This is a genomic window from Demequina oxidasica (assembly GCF_000975115.1).
Classification (GTDB): Bacteria; Actinomycetota; Actinomycetes; order Actinomycetales; family Demequinaceae; genus Demequina; species Demequina oxidasica.
Window position 1 is genome coordinate 333,725 of sequence record NZ_BBRE01000003.1, and the last position, 24,316, is coordinate 358,040.

A 24,316-nucleotide genomic window follows, 5' to 3' on the forward strand; every position below is an offset into this window, starting at 1 on the left:
GTTAAGGACCAGGGCAGACGTCACCTTGCGAGGTCTGAGTGATCTGGAGATAGTAAGTGCCGTTCCAGGTGGGCGTGTTCAGAGTGAGGACCGGCAGCGTCGAACACGTTGTTTCCGGCGCGGCTTCGAAGTTGGCCTTGGTCACTCCCGCCGGGGTCCAGCCGGGGAATGGCGACTTGGAGAAGTCAAATGTGACTCTGGCCCGCGGCGCGGAACTAGAAACCGTGACGTAAACGTTGGCGTAACGCGCACCCGGTGACCCATATTGGTCACTCGCGTTGATTGACGTCACGGAGCAACTGCCTGACACTACGTTCCCTGCAGCGTCCATCGGAACACAGGTGGCGGGAGAATTTGAGGTAGGTGGCGTCCAATTGTTGTTGACCCACCAACCATTGAAGAAGACCGCCACGCTAGCGATCTGGGCGGTGCTGTGCGATCCCACAGTCACGTTGTTGACACCAGCCACGGCACTCGCAAGGTTGCCCGTCGAGATCACCTGGCCGTTCGTCCCGACGAGTGTCACCGACACTGACTTACCTGCACATGTAGTAGGGATGGCGGAAAGTCGCACAGTAGTGCTCGACGTACTCGCAGCGGGCGCTGTACTTGAAACGCTACCCGCGGTGCACCTCGCTGCGGTGTCCGTCACGGGGCGCGAGTTCTTCACCGTAAGTTGTGCGGCCGACGCGGGCGTCGCCACCGCGAGGGCAAAGAGGAAGATGATGAGCGCGGCAACGGCCGCGGCAAGGGAGCCACCCAGCCGGCGCGTCACTCGCGTACCTGACCCGGCTCAGAGGTGGGCGGGAGGGCCGAACCTTCCGAGGCACCGGCATCATCGGCGGTGGAGTCATGGCCGCCGTCGCCAGCCTCGCCCTCGGGCAACTCAGGGCACTCCTTGGAGGGCCAGATGACGAGGCCGAACGCGATGAGTAGCATGCTGCCCCACACGAGGGGGCTGCTCAAGATTCCCGCAATCTTGCCTACTGCAGGGAAATGCAGCTTGGCGATGCCAAGTACTTCGTCGTTGGTGGGGTGGAAAGGGTCGACGAAGTCGTTGTTGTCTCCCTGGATATCCCAGCCTGTTTCACCGTCCCCGCCGATGATGCGGTGCACAATCTTGCCTCCACTCAATTCCGGAGTGGAGTAGACCACCACGTCGCCGATCTGCGGGTCGCCCTTACGGGCGGCCACAATGTCGCCGGTGTGATACGTGGGTTCCATCGACCGGCCATTGACCACGATGGAAGTAGTTCCTCCACCCAGGTTGGACGGCCAGATGAAGAAGGCCACGACAAGGAGAAGCCCCCATGCCAGCACCGATTTGAGTACGCGGAACCACCGGCGGCTAGTAAAGCCGTCGGTGATCTGCGTCTCAAGGGTGGACGTCATGGGGGCGCCTCGCTTGCCTAGGAGTGACTAGCTAATCGAGACAGCGGCGCCGTAGACGTTCGCGGGGTCAATCTTGGTCGCAGGCGACGTGGGGGTGGGCGTCAGCGTGACGGACGTGCCGGTGATGTTACCAGCGGCGGTGCCGAGGGTCACGGGTGTAGCGGCGTTGTTCTGCACGTAGACGGTGATCGTCTTGTTAGCGCAGTTCGCGTCGATGCCGCTGACCTTAACGGTGTCAACCTTGAACGCGTTGTTCGCGAAGGAACTGGTGTAGCTCACGTCAACACCGTTGGTGTCGCAACCGTTGTCGGTACCGATTCCCACGAGCGGCGAGCTCTGGTTGACGGTGAGCTGCGCAGCCGAGGCGAGGCCGAGGCCGGCGATGCCGACGATGCCGAGTGCGATTGCCGCGTACTTGCGCTTGTTGTTCTTGGCCATGACTATTTCTGTCCTTTGAGTGTGATGAGTTTGTGGCGCGCGGCTGTTTTTGGCCGTGCGTGCCCCCGTGGATGAAGGTTGCGTAGTTAAGTACTACTCAAGGTCGTGCACCCATCAAGGGAGGCACTTCCACTACATGAGACCAGTGAGATCCGTAACTATGACGCATGTCACAGAGATTTTGTTCCAGAGGGCAGTCTCACAGTGTGTAGTATGCGCCTTCGTTTTGGTGCCGTGCACCAATTACCAGGCATTCGGGTCAAATCGGAATTATGGTTCCGAAAATACATTCCGCAAAGATTTGAGCTGGCAGTGGGACTTGAACCCACAACCTCCCGATTACAAGTCGGGTGCGCTACCAATTGCGCCATGCCAGCGAAGCGCGATCACGAGGATCGCGCGCCTATTCTCTCATTCGAGCGCCTCTTGCCAAAACACAGAAACGCCCGCACCCATCGTTGCCATCGCAGGGAACCCCGAGTGAGGAACGTTCGATGACACCGCGCTAAGGGGTGCGGACGAATCTGAGTTCGCGGCTAGAGCGACTCGAGGTAGGCCTTAAGCGTGCCCGGGTTGAAGTAGGACACCTCAGTCTGATCGAGGATCTCGCGGTTGACCATGACGGTCGGAGTTCCCGACATGCCATCCTGCGAGGCTTGGTCCGTTGCTGCGGCAACCCACTTGCGGAAGTCGCCGTCGGCAATCGAGTTGGCAACGTCCTGCGACACGCCTACCGACACGGCGATGTCCGCCATGGTGGCGTCGCTCAGGCCCTCGGTGTTCTCTTCGGGCTGGTTGGCGTAAAGCGCCTCCGCGAACTCGTGGAAGTGCTCAGGCGACTGGTCGGCAATGGTGGCGGCCGCATTAGCCGCTCGCGTCGAGTAGTCCGTGCCGAGCGATACCCGGTCAAGGATAGAGATGGGGTGGTAGTAGACCGAGATCTCGCCGGCCTCACGTAACTCGTCAAGGTCGGCGGCGTTGGTCTGCTCGAACTGGTTGCAGATGGGGCACATGAAGTCTTCATAGATGTCGACACGAGTAACGTCGTCTCCCGGAACGTCGACCCCTACAGTTCCGGTGGAACCCACTGGAATACCACCCGTCTCATCAGAGCCGGCGGGAAGGACTGCCCCGGCATCGGTCAACGCGGGAATCTTGGAGCTGTTGACAATGAAGAACACAATCCCACCAAAAATCAACAATCCCACCACTGAGGCGGCAATGATGATCATCGTGGACTTGCGTTCCTTCTGGTGCACCTGTGCCTGCGCGAGGGCACGCGCCTGTGCTGCCTTTTCGTTCTTGCTTGCCATGTTTCAGGATCCTTCCGGGGTCTGAGCCACATCGTTCTGAGCGACGCTGTCTTGGTCGCTGTTGTCTTGGTCAAAATTGTATGCGGTCGGATTCATCCATCCGTCGAGCGAAAACTTGCTACGGGGGAAGATCAACAGATAGGCGCCCAGCGCGCTAAAGCCAAGTCTCTCCGCCAAATGTAGGGGGTAGTTGGTGGTGCCCTCGGGCACGTCGCCGCCGCCGCCAAAGCAGCCGCAGTCGATCGAGTAGCCCTTGGCCCACACCCAGATCACACCGATGGTGAAGCCCACCATCATCACCAGCCACACAATCGACGCGAGGCGCGTAAACAACCCGAGAATTAGCAACGCTGCGAGAAGCAGCTCGAGGAATGGCAGCAGGTTGCCGACCATCGGAACCACGGCCTCGGGAAGCAGCCGGTAGGCGCGGACCGCGCGGACCGAGCCGGGCAGGTCGTCGAGCTTGGGGATCGCGGCAAAGATGAGGATGCCTGCCATCGCGAGGCGCACCACCAGACTCAACCACGGCTGGGCAGTCAACCATCCTTGCTTGCCAGTCACGTGCGTTCCTCTCAGCTATGTTTAGCGGCTCACGCGCCAGGTATACGGCAGCGCCCCGAACAACTCTGTTGTGGCAACTCGGTTGTCGGCTCAACGTACAGTATTGCGCGCAAGTTCCCGGCGGCGCGAACCCCGGTCCTCCGGCTACGCGGAATCGGGAACTGGCGGCAACGGCCACCACCAGATGTCGGCCTGCAAATACGTCGTCACGACAGCAATTCCCACGGCGGCAAGCGCCACGACCACCCACAACGTCGCGATGCTCCGAGTCGGCGCGACTGCGTAAGCGATGCGGTGCGCGCCCTCACGTGTCCCACCCGTCAGTGGACCCCACGCCAGCACCACCATCGCGATCACCGCCCCACCCGCGAGTGCGATTGCGTGTCCCCACGACTGCCCCGCTGCGGTACCAGTGGCGACATGCTCTTCACTCACTAGCCACCACCCTGCTGCAGCTGTTCCCGCGCCGGCGGCAGCGGAGAGCAGCAGTGACGGCACCAGTTCGGCGGCGGCTCGCAACAGGTACCAAGGCAGGCCGATGGTGTGGACCACGGTGTCACCCCGTCGCACCCCCTTACGCGAACGGGTCGCACTTAATGCCTGGTGCCGGCGGAAAGCGGCGCGCGCGAAGATTGCGAGCACGACCATCGTGCCAAAGGCGACCACCGGAGCGACGGCGGCGCCCGCCGCGAGTGCCCCTCCCCAGGCCAGCAGCATGGTCCGCCGTCGCGGGGAGAAGTGGGCGGATGCTCCGGTGGAATCAACGTCGAAACTCTCGGCCGCGTCGGACGGGTCGTCCCGGCCATCCCCTGCCGTCAGCGAGCCGCTGGTGGCGGTCTCCCAACTGCCCGGGGCATCGGCCGCATCCGCAGTGCCGCTGACGTCAATGAACTGGGTGCCAGTGGGAGCCGCGGCAGCCATGACGGAGGTGGCGGCGAGCGCGTGCTCGCCTCCGCCGCGCTCCATCACGGTGGTGGCACCCCGAAGGGCGGCGACCACGTCACGCATTCCGGGTCGAGCACCGATGTCGCGGCCCAGCGCTGCAGCTACCGCCTCCGCGCCGGGCACCTGGGCGATGGTGAGGTCACCGTCGAGGGTGCGGCCGATGGACTTGGAGCCCGAGCCAAACGGCGCCGTGCCGCTCATCGCATAAGCGACCGTAGCCGCCCACGACCAATCGTCGGCGACGGGACCGGGGTCCGCGCCGTCAATCACCTCGGGCGCAACGTACCCAGCGGTGCCACTGACGAGCCCGTCGCGCGTCAGCCGCTCGTCCTCCTGACGGTGCGACAGCCCAAAGTCGATGAGCACGGGACCATCGGGGCCCATCATGACGTTCGAGGGCGTGACGTCGCGGTGCACTACGCCGGCAGCGTGCGCGGCCTCGAGTGCGCTCGCCATGCGCTCGGCGAAGGAGGCTAGTTGCTCGCCCTGGAGCGGGCCGTTCTCCTGCACATAGTGAAAGAGAGAATCGCCGGGGACCAACTCGAACACTACGAAAGTTTCATCCGCGTCCAGCTCGGCGTCGATCACGCGCGGCACCGCCTCGTGCCGCATGGACTGCAGCGCCGCCACCTCACGCTCGAGGCGAGTGGCGGCCACGGCATCGGCCCTGGCATCAACTAGTTTGAGAGCTGCTGGAGTTCCCGCATCGTCGGTGACCCGGTAGACCGCGCCCGAGCCTCCACGTCCCAAAACACCCGTCACTTGGTAGCCACCGATGCTCTCGCCGACTCGTCGATCCACGCTTGCCATGCACTTACGCTACCGTTCACACGCTTGGCCGGAACGCACCGCTGTGGCAAGATGGTTGCACGGCCGCACCGATGCGGCCGTAAGCAAGTGTCACAGTGGACACCACCTCGGCACTCTTCACCACGGATCGTCTGGCACGTACCTGCCAGTGAAGGGATTTATCAATCATGGCTACAGTCACTTATGACGGCGCCTCGCGCATCTACCCCGGAACCGAGCGTCCCGCAGTAGACAAGCTCAACATCGACATCGCTGACGGGGAATTCCTCGTCATGGTCGGCCCCTCCGGTTGCGGTAAGTCAACGTCGCTTCGCATGCTCGCGGGCCTCGAGGACATTGACGACGGCGCCATCTGGGTCGGCGACCGCGACGTCACCCACGTGCAGCCCAAGGACCGCGACATCGCGATGGTGTTCCAGTCCTACGCCCTCTACCCTCACATGTCGGTAGCGGACAACATGGGATTCGCGCTCAAGATCGCCAAGATCGACAAGTCCGAGATCCGCAGCCGGGTTGAAGACGCCGCCAAGATCCTGGACCTCACCGAGTACCTGGACCGCAAGCCCAAGGCTCTCTCAGGTGGTCAGCGTCAGCGTGTGGCCATGGGTCGCGCCATCGTCCGCCAGCCGCAGGTATTCCTCATGGATGAGCCGCTGTCCAACCTTGACGCCAAGTTGCGCGTCCAGACGCGTACCCAGATCGCCGCTCTCCAGCGTCGCCTCGGCACCACCACGGTCTACGTTACGCACGACCAGACTGAGGCACTCACCATGGGTGACCGCATCGCGGTCCTCAAGGATGGCGTGCTCCAGCAGGTCGGCACCCCGCGCGACATGTACGACACCCCCAAGAACGTGTTCGTCGCAGGCTTCATCGGCTCGCCCGCGATGAACTTGGGCACCTACCAGGTGTTTGATGGCCAGGCTCAGGTTGGCCGTGCCAAGGTCACCCTGACGCGCGATGCCATTGCACAGCTGAAGGCCGACGACAAGAACCACGTCGTGCTGGGCTTCCGTCCCGAGTCACTCGACCGTGCTGCCCCGAACGCTGAAGGCGCTATCCCGATCGAGGTTGACATTGTTGAGGAGCTCGGCTCTGACGCGTTCGTCTACGGCTCCATCCCCAACGAGTTCGGCGAGAGCAAGGATCTCCACTTTGCTGCCGGCGACTCGCAGGTTGTTGTCCGCATCGATCCCCGCGACGTCCCCGCCAAGGGCGACACCATCTGGGTGACCATTCGCGGTGGCGAGCAGCACGTGTTCTCCGCAGCCACAGGTGACCGCCTGAACGCCCCGACGATCCACCAGGACGCGATCGTTAAGTAGCACTTCCGCTTTCACGAGTGACGCCCTGGGGCGGACAGATTTTCTGTCCGCCCCAGGGTTTTTTATGCCCGATGCTGTGGCGGCTGGTGAGGCGCGCAGGATCGCCTTCGCTACGCTGACGGTATGCCGCTACACATCAACGGAGCCGGTCACCCCGAGTTCATGACCCTGCCCTGGTCCCTGCCGCTGGAGCAGTGGCCCACCGACCAGATTGCGGCGCTTCCCCGCGGCATCTCGCGCCACGTGGTGCGATTCGTCAAGCTGGCGGACAAGGTGGTCGCCATTAAGGAGACCAACGCGACTATCGCCGAGCGAGAGTTCGTCATGCTGCGCGAGCTACAGCGTTTGGGAGCGCCGGGCGTGGTGCCCCTGGCGGTAGTGTCCGGCCGCACCAACGCCTTGGGCGAGCCACTAGAGGCAGCGCTCATCACCGAACACCTGCAGTTCTCACTCCCCTACCGCTCACTGTTCTCGCAGGCGCTGCGCGAAGAAACCACCACGAGGTTCGTGGACGCTCTCGCAGTGCTGCTGGTCCGCCTCCACTTGCTGGGCTTCTACTGGGGCGACGTGTCGCTCTCCAACGCACTATTTAGGCGCGACGCGGCCGAGTTCACGGCGTACCTGGTAGATGCGGAGACCGGCGACCTCCACGCCGCACTGAGCGAGGGGCAGCGCTCCTACGACACCGAGATTGCCCGGATGAACATCATCGGCGAACTCATGGACCTGGAGGCGCAGGGACACCTCGAGGACACCGTTGACCCCATGGCCATCGCCGATCGCCTTCAGGAGCGCTACGACGAACTCTGGGAGGCGCTGACGCAAACCGCGACTTACACGTCCAACATCCCGCTCCGCATCGCCAACCGGGTGAAGGAACTCAACGAACTGGGCTTTGACGTCAGCGAGATGGACATGCGCGAAACTGACGACGGCGAGGCTCTAGTGATGCGCGCCAAGGTAGTCGACGCCGGGCACCACGCACGCCGCCTCATGCGCCTCACCGGCCTAGACGTCCAAGAAAACCAGGCCAGACGCCTCCTTAATGACCTGGACGAGTACCGCATGCTGGTCTCGCACCCGTCTGAGGACGAGGGCTACTCGGCCCACCAGTGGCTCATGAAGGTTTTCGAGCCCACTGTGCGCGCGGTGCCACGCGAGTTCCGCAAGAAGCTCGAGCCCGCGCAAGTATTCCACGAGGTGCTCGACCACCGTTGGTTCCTCGCCGAGGCCGCTGATCACGACGTGGCGATGCCCGTCGCTGTCGCCTCCTACGTCAAGAACGTATTGCCTAACCGCCCCGACGAGCAGTCCGTGCTGGGCACTCCTGCCTCCGAGCTCAATGCTGCAGAGATGACAGCCGACCTGCCCGCGCTGACCGCCGAGGTGGAGGCACGGTCGCAGGAGACCCCCATCTTCGAGGGCGACAACACCGGCGCCTGGGGCGGAGCCATTGACGACGAGGACTCCGCTGCGGATGCCGACGACGCACCATCATCCGCTCCGACGGTCACGCGTCAGTCGACCAAGCGCGAGCCCCCGGCGCACAAAGTGCCGGGCAGCGAGCGAGACTAAGCCTGCAGCGCTCGCTTTGCCTCGTAGAGCGCGATTGATGCGGCAACCGAGGCGTTGAGGCTCTCCGTAGTCGCCACGATGGGGATGGAAACGATCTGGTCGCAGGTCTCGCGCACCAGTCGCGACAGCCCGGCGCCCTCGGAACCCACCACAATGACGAGCGGCCCGTCGAGCAGCTGCGACTCGTGCAGGTCGACCTCTCCCCCGGCGTCCAGGCCCACGACAAAGAGTCCAGCCTTCTTGTAGTCCTCGAGGGCTCGCACCAGGTTGACGGCCCGGGCCACGGGTAGACGCGCAGCTGCACCAGCCGACACTTTCCAGGCCGCGACGGTTACGCCGGCTGCGCGGCGCTCGGGAATGACGACTCCGGTCGCACCAAAGGCTGCGGCCGAGCGCATGATCGCGCCGAGGTTGCGGGGATCCTGTATCGAGTCGAGCGCAACGATGCGTGCGGGACCATCGGAGTTATCGAGCAGGTCTTGATACTGCAGGTACTCATACGTGGGCACCTCGAGCGCGATCCCCTGGTGACGCGTGCCGTCGGAGAGAAGGTCGAGCGAACCCTTGGTGACCTCGCGAACCTCGACACCCTGCTCGACCGCAAGGGACACAATCTCGGTGACGCGGTCATCGGCGTCGATGCGGTTGAACACGTGCAGAACGTGCGCTGGCATTCCCATGCGCAATGCCTCGAGCGTGCTGTTACGCCCGATGACGAGCTCGAGCGACCCGGAAGTGCGGTCGCGCGGGGCGGCCTTGGGCGTACGACCCTGGGGACGCTTGGCCTCCTCCTTCTCCGCCCGTACCTTGGCCTTGTAGGCCTTGTGGTTTGGACGATCGGATGCCTTGGGAGTGGGGCCCTTGCCCTCGAGGGCGCGCCGCTGGTGGCCACCGGTGCCGACCTGCTGGCCCTTCTTGGAGCCCGACTTACGAATTGCGCCCTTGCGCTGTGAGTTACCTGCCATAGTGCGAAGCCTACCTAGCCAAATGGCTAGTCGTCTGCCGCGAGCGACCAGCGCGCGCCATCGGCACTGTCTTCAATGACGATATTCGCGGCCGCAAGGCGGTCGCGTATGGCATCCGCCGCGGCCCAGTCCTTGTTCGCGCGTGCGTCGGAACGTGCCTCAATGTCGGCACGTACCAGGGAGTCCAGTGCAACCAGGGCACCGGTGGTGGACGAGTCGTCGCGCCACTGGACCGAGGCGGGGTCGAGCCCCAGCACGTCAAGCATCGCGCGCACCGACAGGAGGGCCGACCGTGCGGCTTCATCGTCACCGGAGGTGAGTGCCGCGTTTCCGGCACGCACCGTCTCGTGAATGTGCGCGAACGCGCGCGGCACCGACAGGTCGTCGTCCATCGCCGTCACGAAGGCCTCGGGGAGTTCCGCGACCCAGACTTGCTCTGCGGTGGGCGCACCCACGCGATCGCTGGCGCGCAATACGAAGCCGGACAACCGCGCCCAGGTGGCTGTGGCATCGTCGAGTGTGGAGTCCGCGTACTCGAGCATCGACCGGTAGTGAACGCCCGCCAGCGCTAACCGCAGCGCGGCGGGGTGGTACTGGTCTAACACCTCGGACACCAGCAGGCCGTTGCCGAGCGACTTAGACATCTTGGCGCCGGACTGCGTCACCCAAGCGGAGTGCATCCACAGCCGGGCAAAGCGGTCTCCAGCCGCGCGCGACTGCGCCAGCTCGTTCTCGTGGTGTGGGAAGCGCAGGTCGAGCCCGCCGCCGTGGATGTCGAACTCGTCGCCTAGGTAGCGCTTAGCCATGGCCGAGCACTCGATGTGCCACGCGGGACGTCCGGGCCCCCAGGGCGAGTCCCACGACGCGGTCTCCGGCTCGGAGTCCTTGCGCGCCTTCCACAGGGCAAAGTCTCGCGGGTCACGCTTGTGTTCGGCGGGCGAGTCAGTTGCGGGCGTCAGGTCGTCGAGCGCCTGGTTGGTCAGCGACCCATAGTCGGGCAGTGAGCGCACGTCGAAGTAGACGGACCCCTCGTGCTCATAGCCGTGGCCGTTGTCGACAATGCGCTGGATCAGTTGCACCATCTGCTGGATGTGGCCGGTCGCACGCGGCTCGGCGGCCGGGTACTTAACGCCGAGTGCCGTGTACGCGTGGGAGAACTCGCGCTCGTAGCGCAGCGCGCGCGCCCACCACTCCTCGTTGTTCTCCGCCGCCTTGGCCAGAATCTTGTCGTCGATGTCCGTGACATTGCGCACCAAGGTCACGTCGTTGCCGCTGCGCTCGAGCCAGCGCTGAAGCACGTCGAGCGCCACAGCGGAGCGCATGTGGCCCACGTGCGGCGAGCTCTGGACCGTCGCCCCACACAGGTAGATGCCCACCTTGCCGGCAACCAAGGGCGTAAAGGCGCGCTCGGAGCGCGTCGCGGTGTCATACAGATGCAAGGTCACGGGGTTCAGGCTACCGGTCATGCACTGACGGGCAAAGACTTGCGGCCGATGCAGGGTCGAGTCGCGCTTAAGGTGCGGGCCTAGCGCGGGACGACGAGCGCCGTCGCGAAGGCCGCGAGACCCTCGCCTCGGCCGGTCAGACCGAGGCCGTCGGTGGTCGTGCCTGCGATTGAAACAGGTGCACCGATGCAGTCGCTGAGTACGCGCTGAGCCTCCTCACGGCGCGGGGAGAGCTTGGGGCGGTTGCCAATGACCTGGATGGCGACGTTGCCGATCTCAAGACCGGCCTCGCGGACCAAGCGTGCACACTCCGCCAATAGTGCGACGCCCTTGGCGCCGGCCCATTCGGGACGGTCAGTACCAAAGGTGGAGCCGAGGTCGCCGAGCCCCGCGGCGCTTAGTAGCGCATCGCATGCGGCGTGCGCGGCCACATCGGCGTCGCTGTGGCCCTCAAGGGCGCGCTCATCTGGGAACTCGAGCCCCGCGAGCGACAGGCCCTGCTTGTCGCCATACGCGTGAACGTCGACGCCGATTCCGGTGCGGGGGATTGTCATCACTGCTCCTTTGCCAAAAGCTCGGTGGCGTAGTGCCTGGCGAGCGGAAGGTCGCTGGGGCGCGTCACCTTGAATCCAGACTCGTGGCCGGCGACGGCCACCACTTTGCCGCCCGATGCCCGCACCAGCTGAGCATCGTCCGTTGCCCGAGCAGTGGCGAAGTCCCGATGTGCAGTGTGGAGCATTTCTGCCCCGAAGACCTGAGGGGTCTGGACGGCGCGCAGGCCATCGCGGTCGACGGTCGCCCCCAGTTCACCGTCCGGGCCGGTTGCCTCCACCAGGGTGTCAACCACTTCGAGAACTGGGATCGCCCCGTCCGCGCCGGCGCGAACAGCCGCAATGGCGGCCCGCGTGACGTCAGAGTCTTGAAAGGCTCGTGCCGCGTCGTGCACCAAAATAATGTCCGGCGGCGTGCGGTCGTCCGCGAAGAGCGCGTCAATCGCTGCGGCCACGGACTGTTGCCGCTCGGCGCCTCCAGCGATCACCAGCATCGGCCGCCCCGCAAGTTCCGGCACCGCGGCGAGTGCCGCCTTGACGTCGGCCACATGCGCGGCGGGCGCGGTGACGACAATGTCGTCACACGCGTCCGCAACCTGCAAAACCGCCCACGCGACGAGCGAACGCCCGGCGAGCGGAAACAGTGCCTTAGGGACATCAGCACCTAGGCGTGAGCCCGAACCGGCGGCGGTCACAACCGCCGCAACACTCACGACGCGAGAACTACGTCCAGGCGGGACTCCGCGGTGGGCTCGTCGCACTTCTCGGCTAGAGCCAGTTCACTGACTAGGATCTGGCGTGCCTTGTGAAGCATGCGCTTCTCCCCGGCGCTGAGACCCTTGTCGGTGTCGCGACGCGAAAGGTCACGGACCACCTCGGCCACGCGGATGACATCGCCGGAGGCGAGCTTCTCCACGTTTGCCTTGTAACGGCGCGACCAGTTGGTGGGCTCCTCGATGTACGGCTCGCGCAGTACGTCAAAGACCTTCTCAAGGCCTGCCTGGTCCACAACATCTCGGACGCCGACGAGGTCGACATTCTCCGCGGGAACCTCGATGGTCAAGTCACCCTGAGCGACCTTGAGCTTGAGATAGATCTTCTCTTCGCCCCTGACAGTGCGCTTCTTGATGTCTTGGATCTTGGCGGCACCGTGGTGCGGGTAGACGACGGTTTCTCCGACGACAAAGTTCATGGTGAAAGGTTCCCCTTCGTTGCGGATACCTATTCTACCACCGTAATAATTTGCAATAACAGGTGTGTGATTTCACCACCGGTAGCGACGCGCCGGTGGCATCGCATCCTCTAAAGCGACTATTCTGGTGACGCACTCAAGCCCTGGAAAGGACTCTCCCTCGTGAAGTTCATTGCGCCCGCCCGCGTCGCGGTCATCGCCATCGCTGGCGCAGTAGCCCTTGCCGGCTGCTCGTACGTCAACCCCATCATTACGCAGAAGCCCTACGCGGCTGCCGACGGCCTTCAGGCCCAGATCGGCGACGTGCACGCGAGCAACTTGCTGATCGTCACGACGGCAGTCGATGAGCCGGCTTCGCTTACCGGGAGCCTTTACAACGCGGGCGATGAAGACGCGGAAATTGTGTTCGCACTTGACGGCGCTCACGGTGTCACCGTAAGTGTTCCCGCCAAGACTCAGGTCTCCATGGCGGTCGACGGCGACGTGTCGGTCCTCGCCTACGCGCCTGTGGCGCCCGGCCTCATTGCCAATGTCGCCGTTCAGTCGGACGTCACCGGAGTGATCACCACCCCCGTGCCCGTCGTCGACGGCGCCCAGGAAGAATTCCAGCCGGAGCTTGACGCCCTCGCGGAGGCCGACGTTCCCGCCTACGACGCCTAGCGACTCGCACACCACTGCAGAACGAATGACGAAGGGCCCGGGGGAAACCCGGGCCCTTCGTCATGTCCGATCCGAATCCACCTAGCTACGAGCGGAAGGGCGCGGCGTCGACCCTCCGGCCCCGTCCGCGCGGCGGCGGATCACCCGAAGCGGCCCGAGATGTAGTCCTCAGTGGCCTTCTCCGAGGGCGTCGAGAACATCGTCGCCGTATCGTTCATCTCGATGAGCTTGCCCGGCTGCCCGGTGCCCGCGATGTTGAAGAATGCCGTGCGGTCCGCGACACGTGCCGCCTGCTGCATGTTGTGCGTCACGATGACGATCGTGTACTCGTTCTTGAGTTCCTGCATGAGGTCCTCAATAGCCAATGTGGAAATAGGGTCGAGCGCCGAGCAAGGCTCGTCCATCAGCATTACATCCGGCTTGATCGCAATGGCCCGGGCGATGCAGAGCCGCTGCTGCTGACCGCCGGAGAGCGATGAGCCGGGCTTGTCGAGACGGTCCTTGACCTCGTTCCACAGGTTGGCGCCGCGCAGCGACCCCTCAACGAGGCCCTCGGCGTCGCTCTTGGAGATGCGGCCGTTGTTCAACTTCACCCCAGCGAGCACGTTCTCCGCGATCGACATGGTGGGGAACGGGTTAGGGCGCTGGAAAACCATGCCGACGTGCTTGCGCACTGCGACCGGGTCGATGTTCTTGGCGTAGAGGTTCTCGCCATCCATGAGCACCTCACCCTCCACGCGCGCGCCGGGGATGACCTCGTGCATGCGGTTCAGGGTTCGCAGGAACGTGGACTTACCGCAGCCGGACGGGCCGATGAGGGCCGTCACGGAGTTGGGTTCGACCGCCAGCGAGACATCCTCTACCGCAAGAAACTTGCTGTAGTAGACGTTGAGGTTGTTGACGTCAATGCGCTTAGACACGTGTGCTCCGGATCTCTTCTAACGGCCAGTCTTGGGCGAGAAGTACTTGGAAATGAGGCGCGCAATGAGGTTGAGCGCCATGACAATGAGGATGAGTACGAGTGCGGCCGCCCACGCCCGCATCTCCGTGATTTCGGGGACACACGGGATGCCGGGGTCGTTGCAAGGCTGCTCGCCCTTGCGCCACTCGGCCACGATGTACACCGGCAGGGTCATCATGCGCCCTTCGAACAAGTTGAGGTTCATCGAGTCGGCGGCACCCACAGCGATGAGCAGTGGGGCGGTCTCACCGATGACACGCGCGATGGCCAGCGTCACGCCCGTGGTGATTCCCGCCATCGCGGTGCGCATGACGACCTTGACGATCGTCAGCCACTTGGGGACACCGAGAGCGTACGAGGCCTCGCGCAGCTCGTTGGGCACGAGGCGCAGCATCTCCTCGGTGGCTCGCACCACGACGGGAATCATCAGCACCGACAGTGCAACAGCGCCGACGATACCGATCTTGGTGCCGGGCCCCACGACGATCGCGAATAGGGCATAGGCGAACAAACCCGCGACGATGGATGGGATTCCAGTCATCACGTCAACGAAGAACGTCACCAGCTTCTTGAGCCGGCCCGTGCCGTACTCGACCAGGTAGATCGAGGTGAGCAAGCCGATCGGCACCGAGATGATGGTGGCGGCGAGGGTGATGAGTAGCGTGCCCCAGACGGCGTGAATAATGCCGCCCTCCGGCATGCCGCCAAACACGCCGCGCATGGACTGCTCGAGGAAGTCAAGGTTGAAGTTGTGGTTGCCGTCTGCGTCAACGAAGAACCGCTGCATGCCTCGGGTCACAACAGTGACCGATAGCCACACCAGGGGTATCACCGCGATGGCGAACGACAGGTAGATAACGACCGACATGCCGTTGTTGGCGAACCGACGACGTGCGCTCAGCTGGCCCAGTGTGCTGACTGGCTTTTCCATGGTGGTGCTCATCAGTTGGCCCCCGAGAATTCCGACCGGCGCGAGACAATCCAACGCGCGAGCATGTTGACGAGCAAGGTGATCACGAACAGTGCGAGGCCCATCGCGATGAGCGCAGAGACGCCCTCGGAGTTAGCCTCGGGAAACTTCAGCGCGATGTTGGCCGCGATGGTGTTGTGCAACCCACCTTGCAGGATCGCGAACGAGTACGACAGCCCAGGCGACAGGATCATATAGACCGCCATCGTTTCCCCGAGCGCGCGACCTAGCCCCAGCATCGTCGCGCCGATCATGCCGGAGCGTCCGAACGGGAAGACCGCCATGCGAACCATCTCCCAGCGGGTGGCGCCCATTGCGAGCGCCGCCTCCTCGTGAAGCACTGGGGTCTGCAGGAAGACCTCGCGGGTGACAGCGGTAATGATCGGAATGATCATGATGGCCAGGACGATGCCGGCAGACAGCGCGACACGGCCGGTGTTGGACACGGTGCCGGTCAGCGGGTCAGGCGCGAAGAGCGGGATCCAGCCGAGGTTGTCTCCCAGCCAGTTGTAGAACGGCTGCAGCACCGGCAAGACGACAATCGCTCCCCATAGTCCGTAGACAACGGAAGGGATCGCGGCGAGCAGGTCGATGACATATCCCAGACCGGCGGCGAGCTTGCGCGGCGCGTAGTGCGAGATGAAGAGCGCGATTCCGATGGAGAGCGGCGTGGCAATGAGTAGGGCGATGGCCGAGATCAGGACGGTACCGAACACCAGGTATCCGACGATCTGAATGAGGCTCTGCCCCATTTCGGGGCGAATCCAGTCGACCTTGGCGGCGAGTTCTCCGCTGGTATCGGTGAGCGCGGGCCATGCCTCCACCAGGAGGAATGTCGCAACTGCGGCGAGTGTCACCAGGATCAGTGACGCCGAGACCAGCGAAACGCCGCCGAACAACTTGTTGGCGACGGACTCCTTGTGTGCGGTCAACGGCACCGCTGATGCCTCGAAGGGCTTGTGCTCTTCAGTCGTTGTCACGCGTGATCTCCATTAGAGGCTGACATGGGTGGTGGTGGACTCATCCTTGCGGACGAGCCCACCACCAGTCCAGTTGAGTAATTACTTGGTTGCAGCGATGGTGTCGAGGATCGAGGTGATCTCCGACGACAGGTCAGCCGAGATGGGCGACGAACCTGCCGCGGATGCGGCAGTCTGCTGACCCTCGGGTGACGCCACGTACTTGAGGAAGCCAGTCACGAGGTCGCGGTCGGCTGCATCATCGTACTGCTGGCAGAGGATGTGGTACGAAACGAGCACTAGCGGGTATGCACCTGAGGCCGTCGTGGTGCGGTCGAGCTCATACGCGAGGTCGTTCTCGCCGTTCGCGCCCTCGGCGAGGGGCGAGGCGTCAACGACTGCCGCGGCAGCCTCTGCGGAGAACGGAACGTACTCTTCGCCGACCTTGAGGGCGACGGTGCCAAGCGAACCGGCGCGCGAGGCGTCGGCGTAGCCGATGGTGCCCTGCGTGTCCGTCACGATCTGCACCACTGCGGAGGTGCCGGGGCCGGACTCGCCGAGTGCGTTCGGCCATTCGCCCGATGCCTCGTAGGGCCACGAGGACGAGGCCTTCTCAAGGTAGTCGGTGAAGTTAGAAGACGTGCCGGACTCGTCCGCGCGGTGCACGGTCGTGATGGCGAGGTCGGGAAGCTCGACGCCGTCGTTCTGGTCGACGATCGCCGGGTCGTTCCAGTTGGTGATCTTGCCATCGAAGATCTGCGCGATGGTGTCTGCGTCCATGTTGAGCGAGGTGACACCGTCGACGTTGAAGATCACGGCGATGGGCGAGATGTACATGGGCAGGTGGATTGCACCTGATTCAGCGTCGCAGCGAGTCACTGCGGAGGCGTACTCGTCCGAGTCCATGAGCGAGTCCGAGCCAGCGAACAGCGTGCCGCCGTCGAGGAACTGCGTGCGACCTCCGCCGGAACCGACCGGGTCGTAGTTGACGGTGACGTCAGGGTTGATGGTCTGGAAACCTGCGCGCCATGCCTCCATGGCGGACTCCTGCGAGGAGGCTCCGGCGCCGTTGAGCGAACCGCTCAGCGTCATGGCCTCGGCGGGCTCGGTGGCTGCGTCGGTAGCGGCCGTGGTGGTGGCTGCGTCGGTGGCTGCGGTGGGCTCCTCGTTCGAGGGCGAGCACGCGGCCAGTGCGAACGTCAGCACGGTCGCGGTGGCGATGACGCCGGTGCGAGTTGCAATCTTCACAGTCGAATTCCTAACTTACTTGGGACACCCGGCTCCTTGCCGGACATGTACCAACGTAGGTAGCGAAGGTAACGGGACACTGGGGCAAATCTGAACTCTAGGTAAACGTTGGGTGAACGCACACGGGGGTGTCACCTAAGGCTCGAGCGTGTAGCCCACTCCGCGCACAGTTTGGATGATCACGGGTTCCGCCGGGACGGCCTCGATTCGACTGCGAATGCGCTTGATGTGGACGTCCAGCGTTTTGGTGTCGCCAAAGTAATCGGCACCCCACACCCGGTCAATGATGACCTGGCGAGGTAACACACGGCCTGCGTTCTGGGCCAGCAAGAACAGCAGCGCGAATTCCTTGGGCGGCACGGACTCCGACTCCCCGTCGCGGGTGAGCGTGAGCCGCTCCGGGTCGAGCGTCATGCCCGCCACGGTGAGGCGCTCGGGCTCGTCGGGGATGCCCTCCAACCCGGTGGCGTGGCGGCGTAGTACCGCTCGGATTCGAGCGACCAGCTCCCGCCCCGAGTACGGCTTGGTCACGTAGTCGTCGGCACCCAATTCGAGTCCGATGATCTTGTCCACCTGGTCGTCCTTTGCGGTGACCATCAAGATGGGCACATCCGAACGCTCACGGATCGCGTGGAACACCTCAGTGCCCGACATTCCCGGCAGCATCAGGTCAAGAAGGACCACGTCCGCGCCGTCACGGGCAAATGCCGCGACTCCCTGCGGCCCGGTCTCCGCGAGCATCACCTCGAATCCCTCGCGTCGCAATAGGAAGTTCAAGGAGTCGCGATACGACTCCTCGTCTTCCACGACAAGGATGCGTGCCTCGGTCATTTTTCTCCTTGGGTATCCGGATCGACCCGGTGTTCTTGAAGCCTAAGTGTGAAGGTTGAGCCCACGCCACGCTGCGACCAGACCTCGACGGTTCCGGCGTGCTGCAATGCCACGTGCTTGACGATGCTGAGGCCCAGCCCGGTACCACCGCTGTCGCGCGAGCGAGCCGGATCGGTCCGGAAGAAGCGCTCAAAGATGCGCTCTTGGTCCTTCGTGTCGATGCCAATGCCTTGATCCACCACCGCGACAGACACGGCGCCATCGTCCGTCTTGCAGGAAACGGTGACTCGCTTGCCCGGGTCCGAATAGTGCACCGCGTTGTCAACCAGGTTGCGCAGGGCCATCAACAGCAGGTCGCGGTCCCCCATCACCATGGGGTCAGCCTTCACGTCAGCGGTAAGGGTGATGTTCTTTGACTCGGCCGTCAGGGACGCTCCGTCGATTGCCTCGGCAATGACGCCGGCGATGTGCACGTTCTCGTGGTCAAGAACCGACTCACCTCCCTGTAGCCGGGATATCTCAATAATCTCCTGGATCAGCTTGGTGAGACGCCGCGCCTCCTTGCGCATCTTGCCAGCGAACGACCGCACCATGTGCTCATCGTCCGCGCCCTCCTCGATGCTCTCGGCAAGCAAAGAAAGCGCGCCCACGGGAGTCTTGAGTTCGTGCGAGACGTTGACGGCGAACTCGCGACGCGACTGTTCGGCAATGCGCGCCTCGGTGTGGTCGTTGACCACCGCGAGGACAAGATCGTCATCCAATGGGACTACCCGCACGTGCACCTGAGACGTCACTCCGAGCACCCCACGCTTAACCGCGATCTCCTCCTCGACCGCCTCGCCACGTTCCCAGGCCTGTTCAGCGAGGTCCGCGATGGCAGGTAGCAGAGCGCCGTCGGGTCGCGCCACCCCGATTGCGGCGGCGGGGTTATTGACAAAAGCCGCCCGTCGGTCGCGGCGCACAATGACCGCGCCGGACTGCAGTACCGACAGCAACTGCCTGGTCCGGTGGGGAACCAGGGTGCTGGAAATGATCTCTTTGCGCTGCTTACGGCGCATGGCGATGGCGACGATCGCAGCACCTATGGCCGCACCAATCACGGCGGCGAGCCACACGTCGGGGTTCATGTGGTCACAGTAACGAGCCGATGGCATGTTTACCCAATGTTCACGCGTCTCACCAAATGTTTACCCACTCGGCGTCCGATTTCTTTTGTTCATCTCACTACCGGTGCGACACTATTGGGGACACGACCCTCTAGGAGAGCTATGCGCACGCTGTTTACCGCCGAACTATCGGAACTCGCCGACGACCTCATTGCTATGAGTCAGCACGTGGAGTCCGCCATTTCACGCGCGTCCGAGGCGCTGCTGACGGAGAACGTGGAACTCGCGCAGAAGGTGATTGCCGACGACGCGAAGTTGGACGACCTGGAGCAGACCGTCGACGAGCGCTGCGTCCTGCTCATCGCCCAGCAGCAGCCAGTGGGCCTAGACCTACGGACATTGGTCGCTAGCCTGCGCATCTCCGCCGGGCTGGAGCGCATGGGCGACCTCGCCCAGCACATCGCTGAGGCCGCGCGCCGCTCGTACCCCGAGTCGGCTATCCCCACCTCGCACCGCGAGATCTTTGAGGGCATGACCGCGGCCGCAAAGCAGACGGCCGCCGAGGTTGTGGAGCTCATGCAGACCCGCGACCTTAACGTGGCAGCCCGCATCGTCAGCGATGACGACCTGCTGGATGACTTGCACTCACAGGCTTACGGCTCGCTGCTCGCTGAGGGCTACACGGGCAACACGCAGGAGACGCTGGACATCGCTCTGATGTCGCGGTACTTCGAGCGTTTTGGCGACCACGCCGTGAACGTCTCGCGCCGCATCGTCTACTTGGTCACGGGCGACCACACTGGCGACCGCGCCTCCATCTAGGCTCCGCACCGGTCCAGCAGTCACTGAGTGCCGAAAGTTTGCGTTTCTCGGCACTGAATGACTGCCAGGGCGCACCGAGAATCGACCCGTCACGACGAAGGCCCCCGGTTCCCATTCACTAAGAATGGGAACCGGGGGCCTTCGCGCTACTTGCAGTAAATCTACTTCTTGCCCTGGTTCGCGACGGCTGCGATGGCGGCCTCAGCGGCAGAGGCGTCGAGGTACGTGCCTCCCACCTTGATGGGGTTCAGGTCCTCGTCGAGCTCGAAAACGAGCGGGATTCCGGTGGGAACGTTGACGCCCACGATGTCCTCGTCCGCGATCTTGTCGAGGTGCTTCAGCAGCGCGCGAATCGAGTTGCCGTGCGCGACCACGAGGACCGTCTTGCCCGCCTTAAGGTCGGGGACAATCTCGCCGTCCCAGTAGGGCAGCGCACGCTCAAGGACGTCCTTGAGGCACTCGGTCTTGGGCGTGGGCTCACCCGCATAGCGGGGGTCGCCGGCCTGTGAGAACTCGTTGTCGTCCGTGATCTCGGGCGGCGGCACGTCGTAGCTGCGGCGCCATGTCATGAACTTCTCCTCGCCGAACTGCTCGAGGGTCTCTGCCTTGTTCTTGCCCTGAAGGTCACCGTAGTGACGCTCATTGAGGCGCCAGTCACGCTTGACGGGAATCCAGTGACGGTCGGCGGAGTCGAGCGCCAGGTTGGCGGTCATGATCGCGCGGCGCAACAGCGACGTGTGGACCACGTCCGGGAGGATCCCCTCCTGCTTGAGCAGCTCACCGCCGCGAATCGCCTCGCCCCAACCCTTCTCGTTGAGCGAGACATCCACCCAGCCGGTAAACAGGTTTTTGGCATTCCATTCGCTCTCGCCGTGGCGGAGCAGGATCAGTGTGTAGGTCATGTCTTCATTCTTCCGCATTAGGCGCGCGAGCGCGAATGACGTAGGTCTCGGGCCGTCCCGACACCGGGAGCGGCTACTATCTGCTGGTTGCCACGACACACGCTGGACTAGTGACGGGGTAGGTCTGGTGCGCGATCTGGGTAACTTCGCCCACTGCCGCTTCCGGCCCCAACGACAGCACGTCGGCCAGATCGTAGCGACGCACCTGGTGGCCACGCTCCTCCCCCACCCACAGTTCCTCGTCAATCACGGCGAAGTAGCGCGGCCAGAATCCAACATCGAAGCAGCCTCGGTAACGAGCCTCACCCTCGGGACTGAGGTCGAAGACAGAGATAACGTCGGCACCGCGCACACTGACGAGCAGCACGTCGCCGACCACGGCGAGGTGGCCATCATTGACCTCGTCGCCGGTGCGGTGCGGGGCGTTCGTGGAATCCACCTCCGCAATCACGTCGGCCGATGCTGAGGCCGAGTCCCAACGCAGCGTCCTGAGTTGGTGGTCAAGTTCACAGACGACGTAGATGAGGTTGCCGCGTACGGCAAAGTGCCGCGGGCCAGACCCTGGAGCAAGCGTCGCTGCGATGCCGTCCCCGACCAGCGAGCCGCCGGGATGGATCCGGTACCGGCGCAGTTCGTCGGTGCCCAGGTCGGCCACCAACAGGTGCTTCCCGCCGGGCGCGAATCCCGCGGAGTGCGCGTGCGGCGCCTCCTGCCGGTCCGGGCGCGCACCGGAACCCTCATGCCCCAGCATCTGGGCGGGAGCATCGGCCGCAAATAGGCCATCCGGGAGCAGCTCCACCACGCCGACGTCGCCGCTCATGTAGTGGCTTACGTAGAGGGTGAGGGCATCCGGCGCAAGCAGCAGGTGGCACCCCGCATTGCCACCGGTCACCAGCGAGGCCGCGACGACGGGCGCCGCGGGATCGCTCACATCGATCGCGTGGACGATGCTCGGATCGGCTTCGGTGACCGCGTACAGCAACGCTAGGTCCGGGTGGGCGACGACAAAACTGGGGGCAGGCAACGCCAGTAACTGCTCGGGTGCGCCTCCCGACCCCTTCCACAAGCCTTCGCCCAAGCCCGGCTGCGTGCCGAGGCCCGCAGCTGGGTATGTGCCCCACCAGAGCGTGCGCGAAGCCGGGACGGCTCCCTGCTGGGTAGTCACGTGCTGAGCTCCCACTTACTGGGCCGCGTAGTAGGCCTCGCGGATCTTTGCGGGGATACGACCTCGAGTTGAGACCTCGTGGCCGTTGTCCTGCGCCCAAGCGCGGATCTTCGCGACGTCACCCTTGGTGCGCGGGCGTGCGGCGCTCTTGCGTCCGGCGGTACGGCGACCGGCTTCGACATAGGTCGAGAATGCGGCCCGCAGTTCAGACGCGTGAGTCGCGTTGAGGTCGATCTCGTATGCCACGCCGTCGAGCGAGAACCCAATAGTCTCCGTCGCGTCGCCGCCATCAAAGTCATCAACCAGAACTACTTGAATCTTCTGAGCCATGAAGAATGCCAATCTGTAGATGTCGCGTGATTACAGATTCACATACTACGGCCATTGACGCGACAAATGCTTCCCACAAATAAAGGCAATTCCGCACAAAGGAATTGACCAGGCTACACGGAGCCAATATTCTGCTACGGCGCTAATGGGAGTCGCTGGTGCCCTCTGATACGTCACGCTTGACAAGTGTTTCCTTGGCCAGCTCGGCCTGCTCGGCGTCGTAGGCTGCGTCCGCTGCGGCCAGCGCGGCACGCTCGTTGCGGTCCGCGCGCAGCACGCCGCGCATCGCGTACCAAAACACAAGGCCCACACCAATAGACGGGACGATGCCCGCGACGATTGGATGCCAGTTCACTATTCGTCGCCCGGCTTCACAAGTGGGAAGGTGATCGTTTCCCGAATGCCAAGACCGGTCAGCGCCATCAGCAAGCGATCAATTCCCATGCCCATGCCGCCGGCCGGCGGCATCGCAAACTCCATGGCGGTCAGGAAGTCCTCGTCCAGAGGCATTGCCTCGTCGTCACCCGCTGCCGCCATCCGTGCCTGCTGCTCAAAGCGCTGACGCTGGATGACGGGGTCCACCAGCTCCGAATAGGCAGTGCCGAGCTCGAAGCCGCGGATGTAGAGGTCCCATTTCTCGACTATTCCATCCTGCGTGCGGTGATCTCGCGTGAGAGGCGAGGTTTCTACAGGGAAGTCGCGTACAAACGTGGGTGCGTAAAGGTCGTTACCGACGTAGTGCTCCCACAGTTCTTCGACCAACTTGCCATGGTTGACCCGTGCAGGGTTGACGACAATGTCGACCGCGCCGCACCACTCAAGCAACTGCGCGACCTCAGTCTGAGGGGTGACCTCGTGACCCAGGGCCTCGGACAATGAGCCGTACATCGTCAGGTCAGCCCACTCGCCGCCCAGGTCGTACTCGGTGTCATCCGCCAAGGTGACCAACGTGGACCCGAACACGTCAGCGGCTGCCCCCTGGATCATTGACTGCGTGAGTTCCGCCATCGTGTTGTAATCCCCATAGGCCTCGTACGCCTCGATCATGGAGAATTCTGGCGAGTGCGAGGAGTCCGCACCCTCATTGCGGAAATTGCGGTTGATCTCAAAGACTCGATCAATTCCACCCACGACCGCGCGCTTCAGGAATAGCTCGGGCGCAATACGCAGATAAAGGTCCAAATCGAACGCATTCATGTGCGTAACAAAAGGACGGGCGGCCGCTCCTCCGTGCTGCGTCTGCAGCATCGGCGTCTCAATCTCGATAAAACCACGCTGGTGAAGGCTCTCCCGCAGCGATCGCATCACGTGCGAACGATTGCGCACCGTGTCGCGAGCGAGTGGCCGCGCGATGAGGTCGACGTAGCGCTGCCTGACGCGACCCTCCTCAGACATCTCCTTGTGCAGCACGGGCAAGGGGCGCAGTGCCTTGGCGGCCAGTGCCCAAGAATCAGCGAACACGGAGACCTCACCGCGACGTGACTTGATCGCGCGGCCGTGCGCGAACAGGTGGTCGCCTAGGTCGACATCGGTCTTGAAAGCAGCGAGGGACTCCTCGCCAACCTCCGCTAGCGAGAGCATGATCTGCAGCCGTTCGCCCGCACCATCCTGCACCGTGGCGAAGCACAACTTGCCGGTGTTACGCACGAATACGACGCGCCCGGCGACGCCCACCTGGTCCGTGGTTTCCTCGCCGTCTTCAAGGTGCGCATAGGCGGCCTTGACGTCGGCAATCTCGTGAGTCCGGGGGACGGAGACCGGGTAGGCCTGTCCGCCAGAGGCGATGATGCGGTCGCGCTTTTCGCGCCGTACGCGCATCTGTTCGGGGAGGTCTAACTCTTCAGTCACCC

26 protein-coding genes and 1 tRNA gene are annotated in these 24,316 nt (G+C 63.7%); 4 read left to right on the forward strand and 23 right to left on the reverse strand.

Annotation, left to right across the window (positions count from 1 at the left end; translation table 11 throughout):
- Nucleotide 1: 1 nt before the first annotated feature.
- The 7 genes from AOP77_RS10410 to AOP77_RS10440 form a co-directional block, all read right to left on the reverse strand.
- Nucleotides 2–775: a hypothetical protein gene (locus AOP77_RS10410; protein WP_062213351.1), complete on the reverse strand. Its 774-nt coding sequence runs from the start codon at nt 773–775 to the stop codon at nt 2–4.
- On the reverse strand, nt 772–1,392 hold the full coding sequence (locus AOP77_RS10415; protein ID WP_062213354.1) for a signal peptidase I: 621 nt from the start codon (nt 1,390–1,392) through the stop codon (nt 772–774). Before AOP77_RS10415 ends, AOP77_RS10410 begins: the two co-directional genes overlap by 4 nt.
- Before the next feature lie 27 nt (nt 1,393–1,419).
- The gene (locus AOP77_RS10420; protein WP_062213358.1) at nt 1,420–1,830 is read right to left on the reverse strand and encodes a hypothetical protein; all 411 of its coding nucleotides are present in this window, start codon (nt 1,828–1,830) and stop codon (nt 1,420–1,422) included.
- A gap of 304 nt (nt 1,831–2,134) precedes the next feature.
- Nucleotides 2,135–2,207: transfer RNA gene (locus AOP77_RS10425), tRNA-Thr, on the reverse strand.
- Between the two features lie 159 nt (nt 2,208–2,366).
- The gene (locus tag AOP77_RS10430) at nt 2,367–3,143 is read right to left on the reverse strand and encodes a DsbA family protein (RefSeq protein WP_062213361.1); all 777 of its coding nucleotides are present in this window, start codon (nt 3,141–3,143) and stop codon (nt 2,367–2,369) included.
- A gap of 3 nt (nt 3,144–3,146) precedes the next feature.
- Entirely contained in the window at nt 3,147–3,704 is a 558-nt protein-coding gene (locus AOP77_RS10435) for a MauE/DoxX family redox-associated membrane protein (RefSeq protein WP_062213365.1), read from the reverse strand.
- 144 nt (nt 3,705–3,848) lie between these two features.
- A complete protein-coding gene (locus AOP77_RS10440; protein WP_062213368.1) occupies nt 3,849–5,459 on the reverse strand; it encodes a serine/threonine-protein kinase in 1,611 nt (536 codons plus the stop codon).
- Between the two features lie 167 nt (nt 5,460–5,626).
- Between AOP77_RS10440 and AOP77_RS10445 the strand changes: the two genes are divergently transcribed.
- Nucleotides 5,627–6,784, forward strand: coding sequence for an ABC transporter ATP-binding protein (locus AOP77_RS10445; protein WP_062213370.1), 1,158 nt, complete (start codon nt 5,627–5,629; stop codon nt 6,782–6,784).
- Between the two features lie 123 nt (nt 6,785–6,907).
- Nucleotides 6,908–8,359, forward strand: coding sequence for a DUF4032 domain-containing protein (locus tag AOP77_RS10450; protein WP_084622542.1), 1,452 nt, complete (start codon nt 6,908–6,910; stop codon nt 8,357–8,359).
- Here the strand turns inward: AOP77_RS10450 and rlmB are convergent.
- The 5 genes from rlmB to AOP77_RS10475 all read right to left on the reverse strand — a co-directional run bounded on the left by rlmB (nt 8,356) and on the right by AOP77_RS10475 (nt 12,512).
- Entirely contained in the window at nt 8,356–9,324 is a 969-nt protein-coding gene (rlmB, locus tag AOP77_RS10455) for a 23S rRNA (guanosine(2251)-2'-O)-methyltransferase RlmB (protein ID WP_062213372.1), read from the reverse strand. The two genes, AOP77_RS10450 and rlmB, sit on opposite strands and share 4 nt — an antisense overlap.
- Nucleotides 9,325–9,350: 26 nt before the next feature.
- Nucleotides 9,351–10,769 (reverse strand): cysteine--tRNA ligase, encoded by a 1,419-nt coding sequence (cysS, locus tag AOP77_RS10460; RefSeq protein WP_062213493.1) that lies wholly within the window; start codon nt 10,767–10,769, stop codon nt 9,351–9,353.
- Between the two features lie 80 nt (nt 10,770–10,849).
- Nucleotides 10,850–11,323, reverse strand: coding sequence for a 2-C-methyl-D-erythritol 2,4-cyclodiphosphate synthase (gene ispF, locus AOP77_RS10465; RefSeq protein ID WP_062213374.1), 474 nt, complete (start codon nt 11,321–11,323; stop codon nt 10,850–10,852).
- On the reverse strand, nt 11,323–12,033 hold the full coding sequence (locus AOP77_RS10470; RefSeq protein ID WP_062213376.1) for an IspD/TarI family cytidylyltransferase: 711 nt from the start codon (nt 12,031–12,033) through the stop codon (nt 11,323–11,325). The genes ispF and AOP77_RS10470 overlap by 1 nt, the downstream gene beginning before the upstream one ends.
- Entirely contained in the window at nt 12,030–12,512 is a 483-nt protein-coding gene (locus AOP77_RS10475; protein WP_061962928.1) for a CarD family transcriptional regulator, read from the reverse strand. Before AOP77_RS10475 ends, AOP77_RS10470 begins: the two co-directional genes overlap by 4 nt.
- A 162-nt stretch (nt 12,513–12,674) precedes the next feature.
- Here AOP77_RS10475 and AOP77_RS10480 point away from each other — a divergent pair, with 162 nt between their 5' ends.
- A complete protein-coding gene (locus AOP77_RS10480) occupies nt 12,675–13,172 on the forward strand; it encodes a hypothetical protein (protein ID WP_062213378.1) in 498 nt (165 codons plus the stop codon).
- 140 nt (nt 13,173–13,312) lie between these two features.
- On the opposite strand, the gene pstB is transcribed toward AOP77_RS10480, so the two are convergent.
- From pstB to AOP77_RS10510, 6 genes are all read right to left on the reverse strand, one after another.
- The gene (gene pstB / locus AOP77_RS10485) at nt 13,313–14,092 is read right to left on the reverse strand and encodes a phosphate ABC transporter ATP-binding protein PstB (protein WP_062213380.1); all 780 of its coding nucleotides are present in this window, start codon (nt 14,090–14,092) and stop codon (nt 13,313–13,315) included.
- An 18-nt stretch (nt 14,093–14,110) separates the two neighbouring features.
- Nucleotides 14,111–15,076: a phosphate ABC transporter permease PstA gene (gene pstA / locus AOP77_RS10490; RefSeq protein ID WP_062213382.1), complete on the reverse strand. Its 966-nt coding sequence runs from the start codon at nt 15,074–15,076 to the stop codon at nt 14,111–14,113.
- Nucleotides 15,076–16,041 carry a phosphate ABC transporter permease subunit PstC gene (gene pstC / locus AOP77_RS10495; protein WP_062213495.1) on the reverse strand — a complete coding sequence of 322 codons (966 nt, stop codon included), beginning with the start codon at nt 16,039–16,041 and terminating at the stop codon, nt 15,076–15,078. Before pstC ends, pstA begins: the two co-directional genes overlap by 1 nt.
- A 123-nt stretch (nt 16,042–16,164) precedes the next feature.
- Entirely contained in the window at nt 16,165–17,310 is a 1,146-nt protein-coding gene (locus tag AOP77_RS10500; protein ID WP_062213384.1) for a phosphate ABC transporter substrate-binding protein PstS, read from the reverse strand.
- Between the two features lie 135 nt (nt 17,311–17,445).
- Nucleotides 17,446–18,141, reverse strand: a complete 696-nt coding sequence (locus AOP77_RS10505) for a response regulator transcription factor (protein ID WP_062213386.1) — start codon at nt 18,139–18,141, stop codon at nt 17,446–17,448.
- Nucleotides 18,138–19,268, reverse strand: a complete 1,131-nt coding sequence (locus tag AOP77_RS10510; RefSeq protein ID WP_062213388.1) for a sensor histidine kinase — start codon at nt 19,266–19,268, stop codon at nt 18,138–18,140. Before AOP77_RS10510 ends, AOP77_RS10505 begins: the two co-directional genes overlap by 4 nt.
- Before the next feature lie 141 nt (nt 19,269–19,409).
- Between AOP77_RS10510 and phoU the strand changes: the two genes are divergently transcribed.
- On the forward strand, nt 19,410–20,069 hold the full coding sequence (phoU, locus tag AOP77_RS10515) for a phosphate signaling complex protein PhoU (RefSeq protein ID WP_062213390.1): 660 nt from the start codon (nt 19,410–19,412) through the stop codon (nt 20,067–20,069).
- A 161-nt stretch (nt 20,070–20,230) separates the two neighbouring features.
- Here the strand turns inward: phoU and AOP77_RS10520 are convergent, their stop codons facing one another.
- The 5 genes from AOP77_RS10520 to lysS all read right to left on the reverse strand — a co-directional run bounded on the left by AOP77_RS10520 (nt 20,231) and on the right by lysS (nt 24,284).
- The gene (locus AOP77_RS10520; RefSeq protein ID WP_062213393.1) at nt 20,231–20,971 is read right to left on the reverse strand and encodes a phosphoglyceromutase; all 741 of its coding nucleotides are present in this window, start codon (nt 20,969–20,971) and stop codon (nt 20,231–20,233) included.
- A gap of 76 nt (nt 20,972–21,047) precedes the next feature.
- On the reverse strand, nt 21,048–22,136 hold the full coding sequence (locus AOP77_RS10525) for a lactonase family protein (RefSeq protein WP_062213395.1): 1,089 nt from the start codon (nt 22,134–22,136) through the stop codon (nt 21,048–21,050).
- Between the two features lie 15 nt (nt 22,137–22,151).
- Nucleotides 22,152–22,466 carry a histone-like nucleoid-structuring protein Lsr2 gene (locus AOP77_RS10530; protein ID WP_062213397.1) on the reverse strand — a complete coding sequence of 105 codons (315 nt, stop codon included), beginning with the start codon at nt 22,464–22,466 and terminating at the stop codon, nt 22,152–22,154.
- A gap of 142 nt (nt 22,467–22,608) precedes the next feature.
- Nucleotides 22,609–22,821, reverse strand: a complete 213-nt coding sequence (locus tag AOP77_RS10535; protein ID WP_084622546.1) for a hypothetical protein — start codon at nt 22,819–22,821, stop codon at nt 22,609–22,611.
- Nucleotides 22,821–24,284: a lysine--tRNA ligase gene (gene lysS, locus AOP77_RS10540; RefSeq protein WP_084622547.1), complete on the reverse strand. Its 1,464-nt coding sequence runs from the start codon at nt 24,282–24,284 to the stop codon at nt 22,821–22,823. The genes AOP77_RS10535 and lysS overlap by 1 nt, the downstream gene beginning before the upstream one ends.
- Nucleotides 24,285–24,316 lie beyond the last annotated feature (32 nt).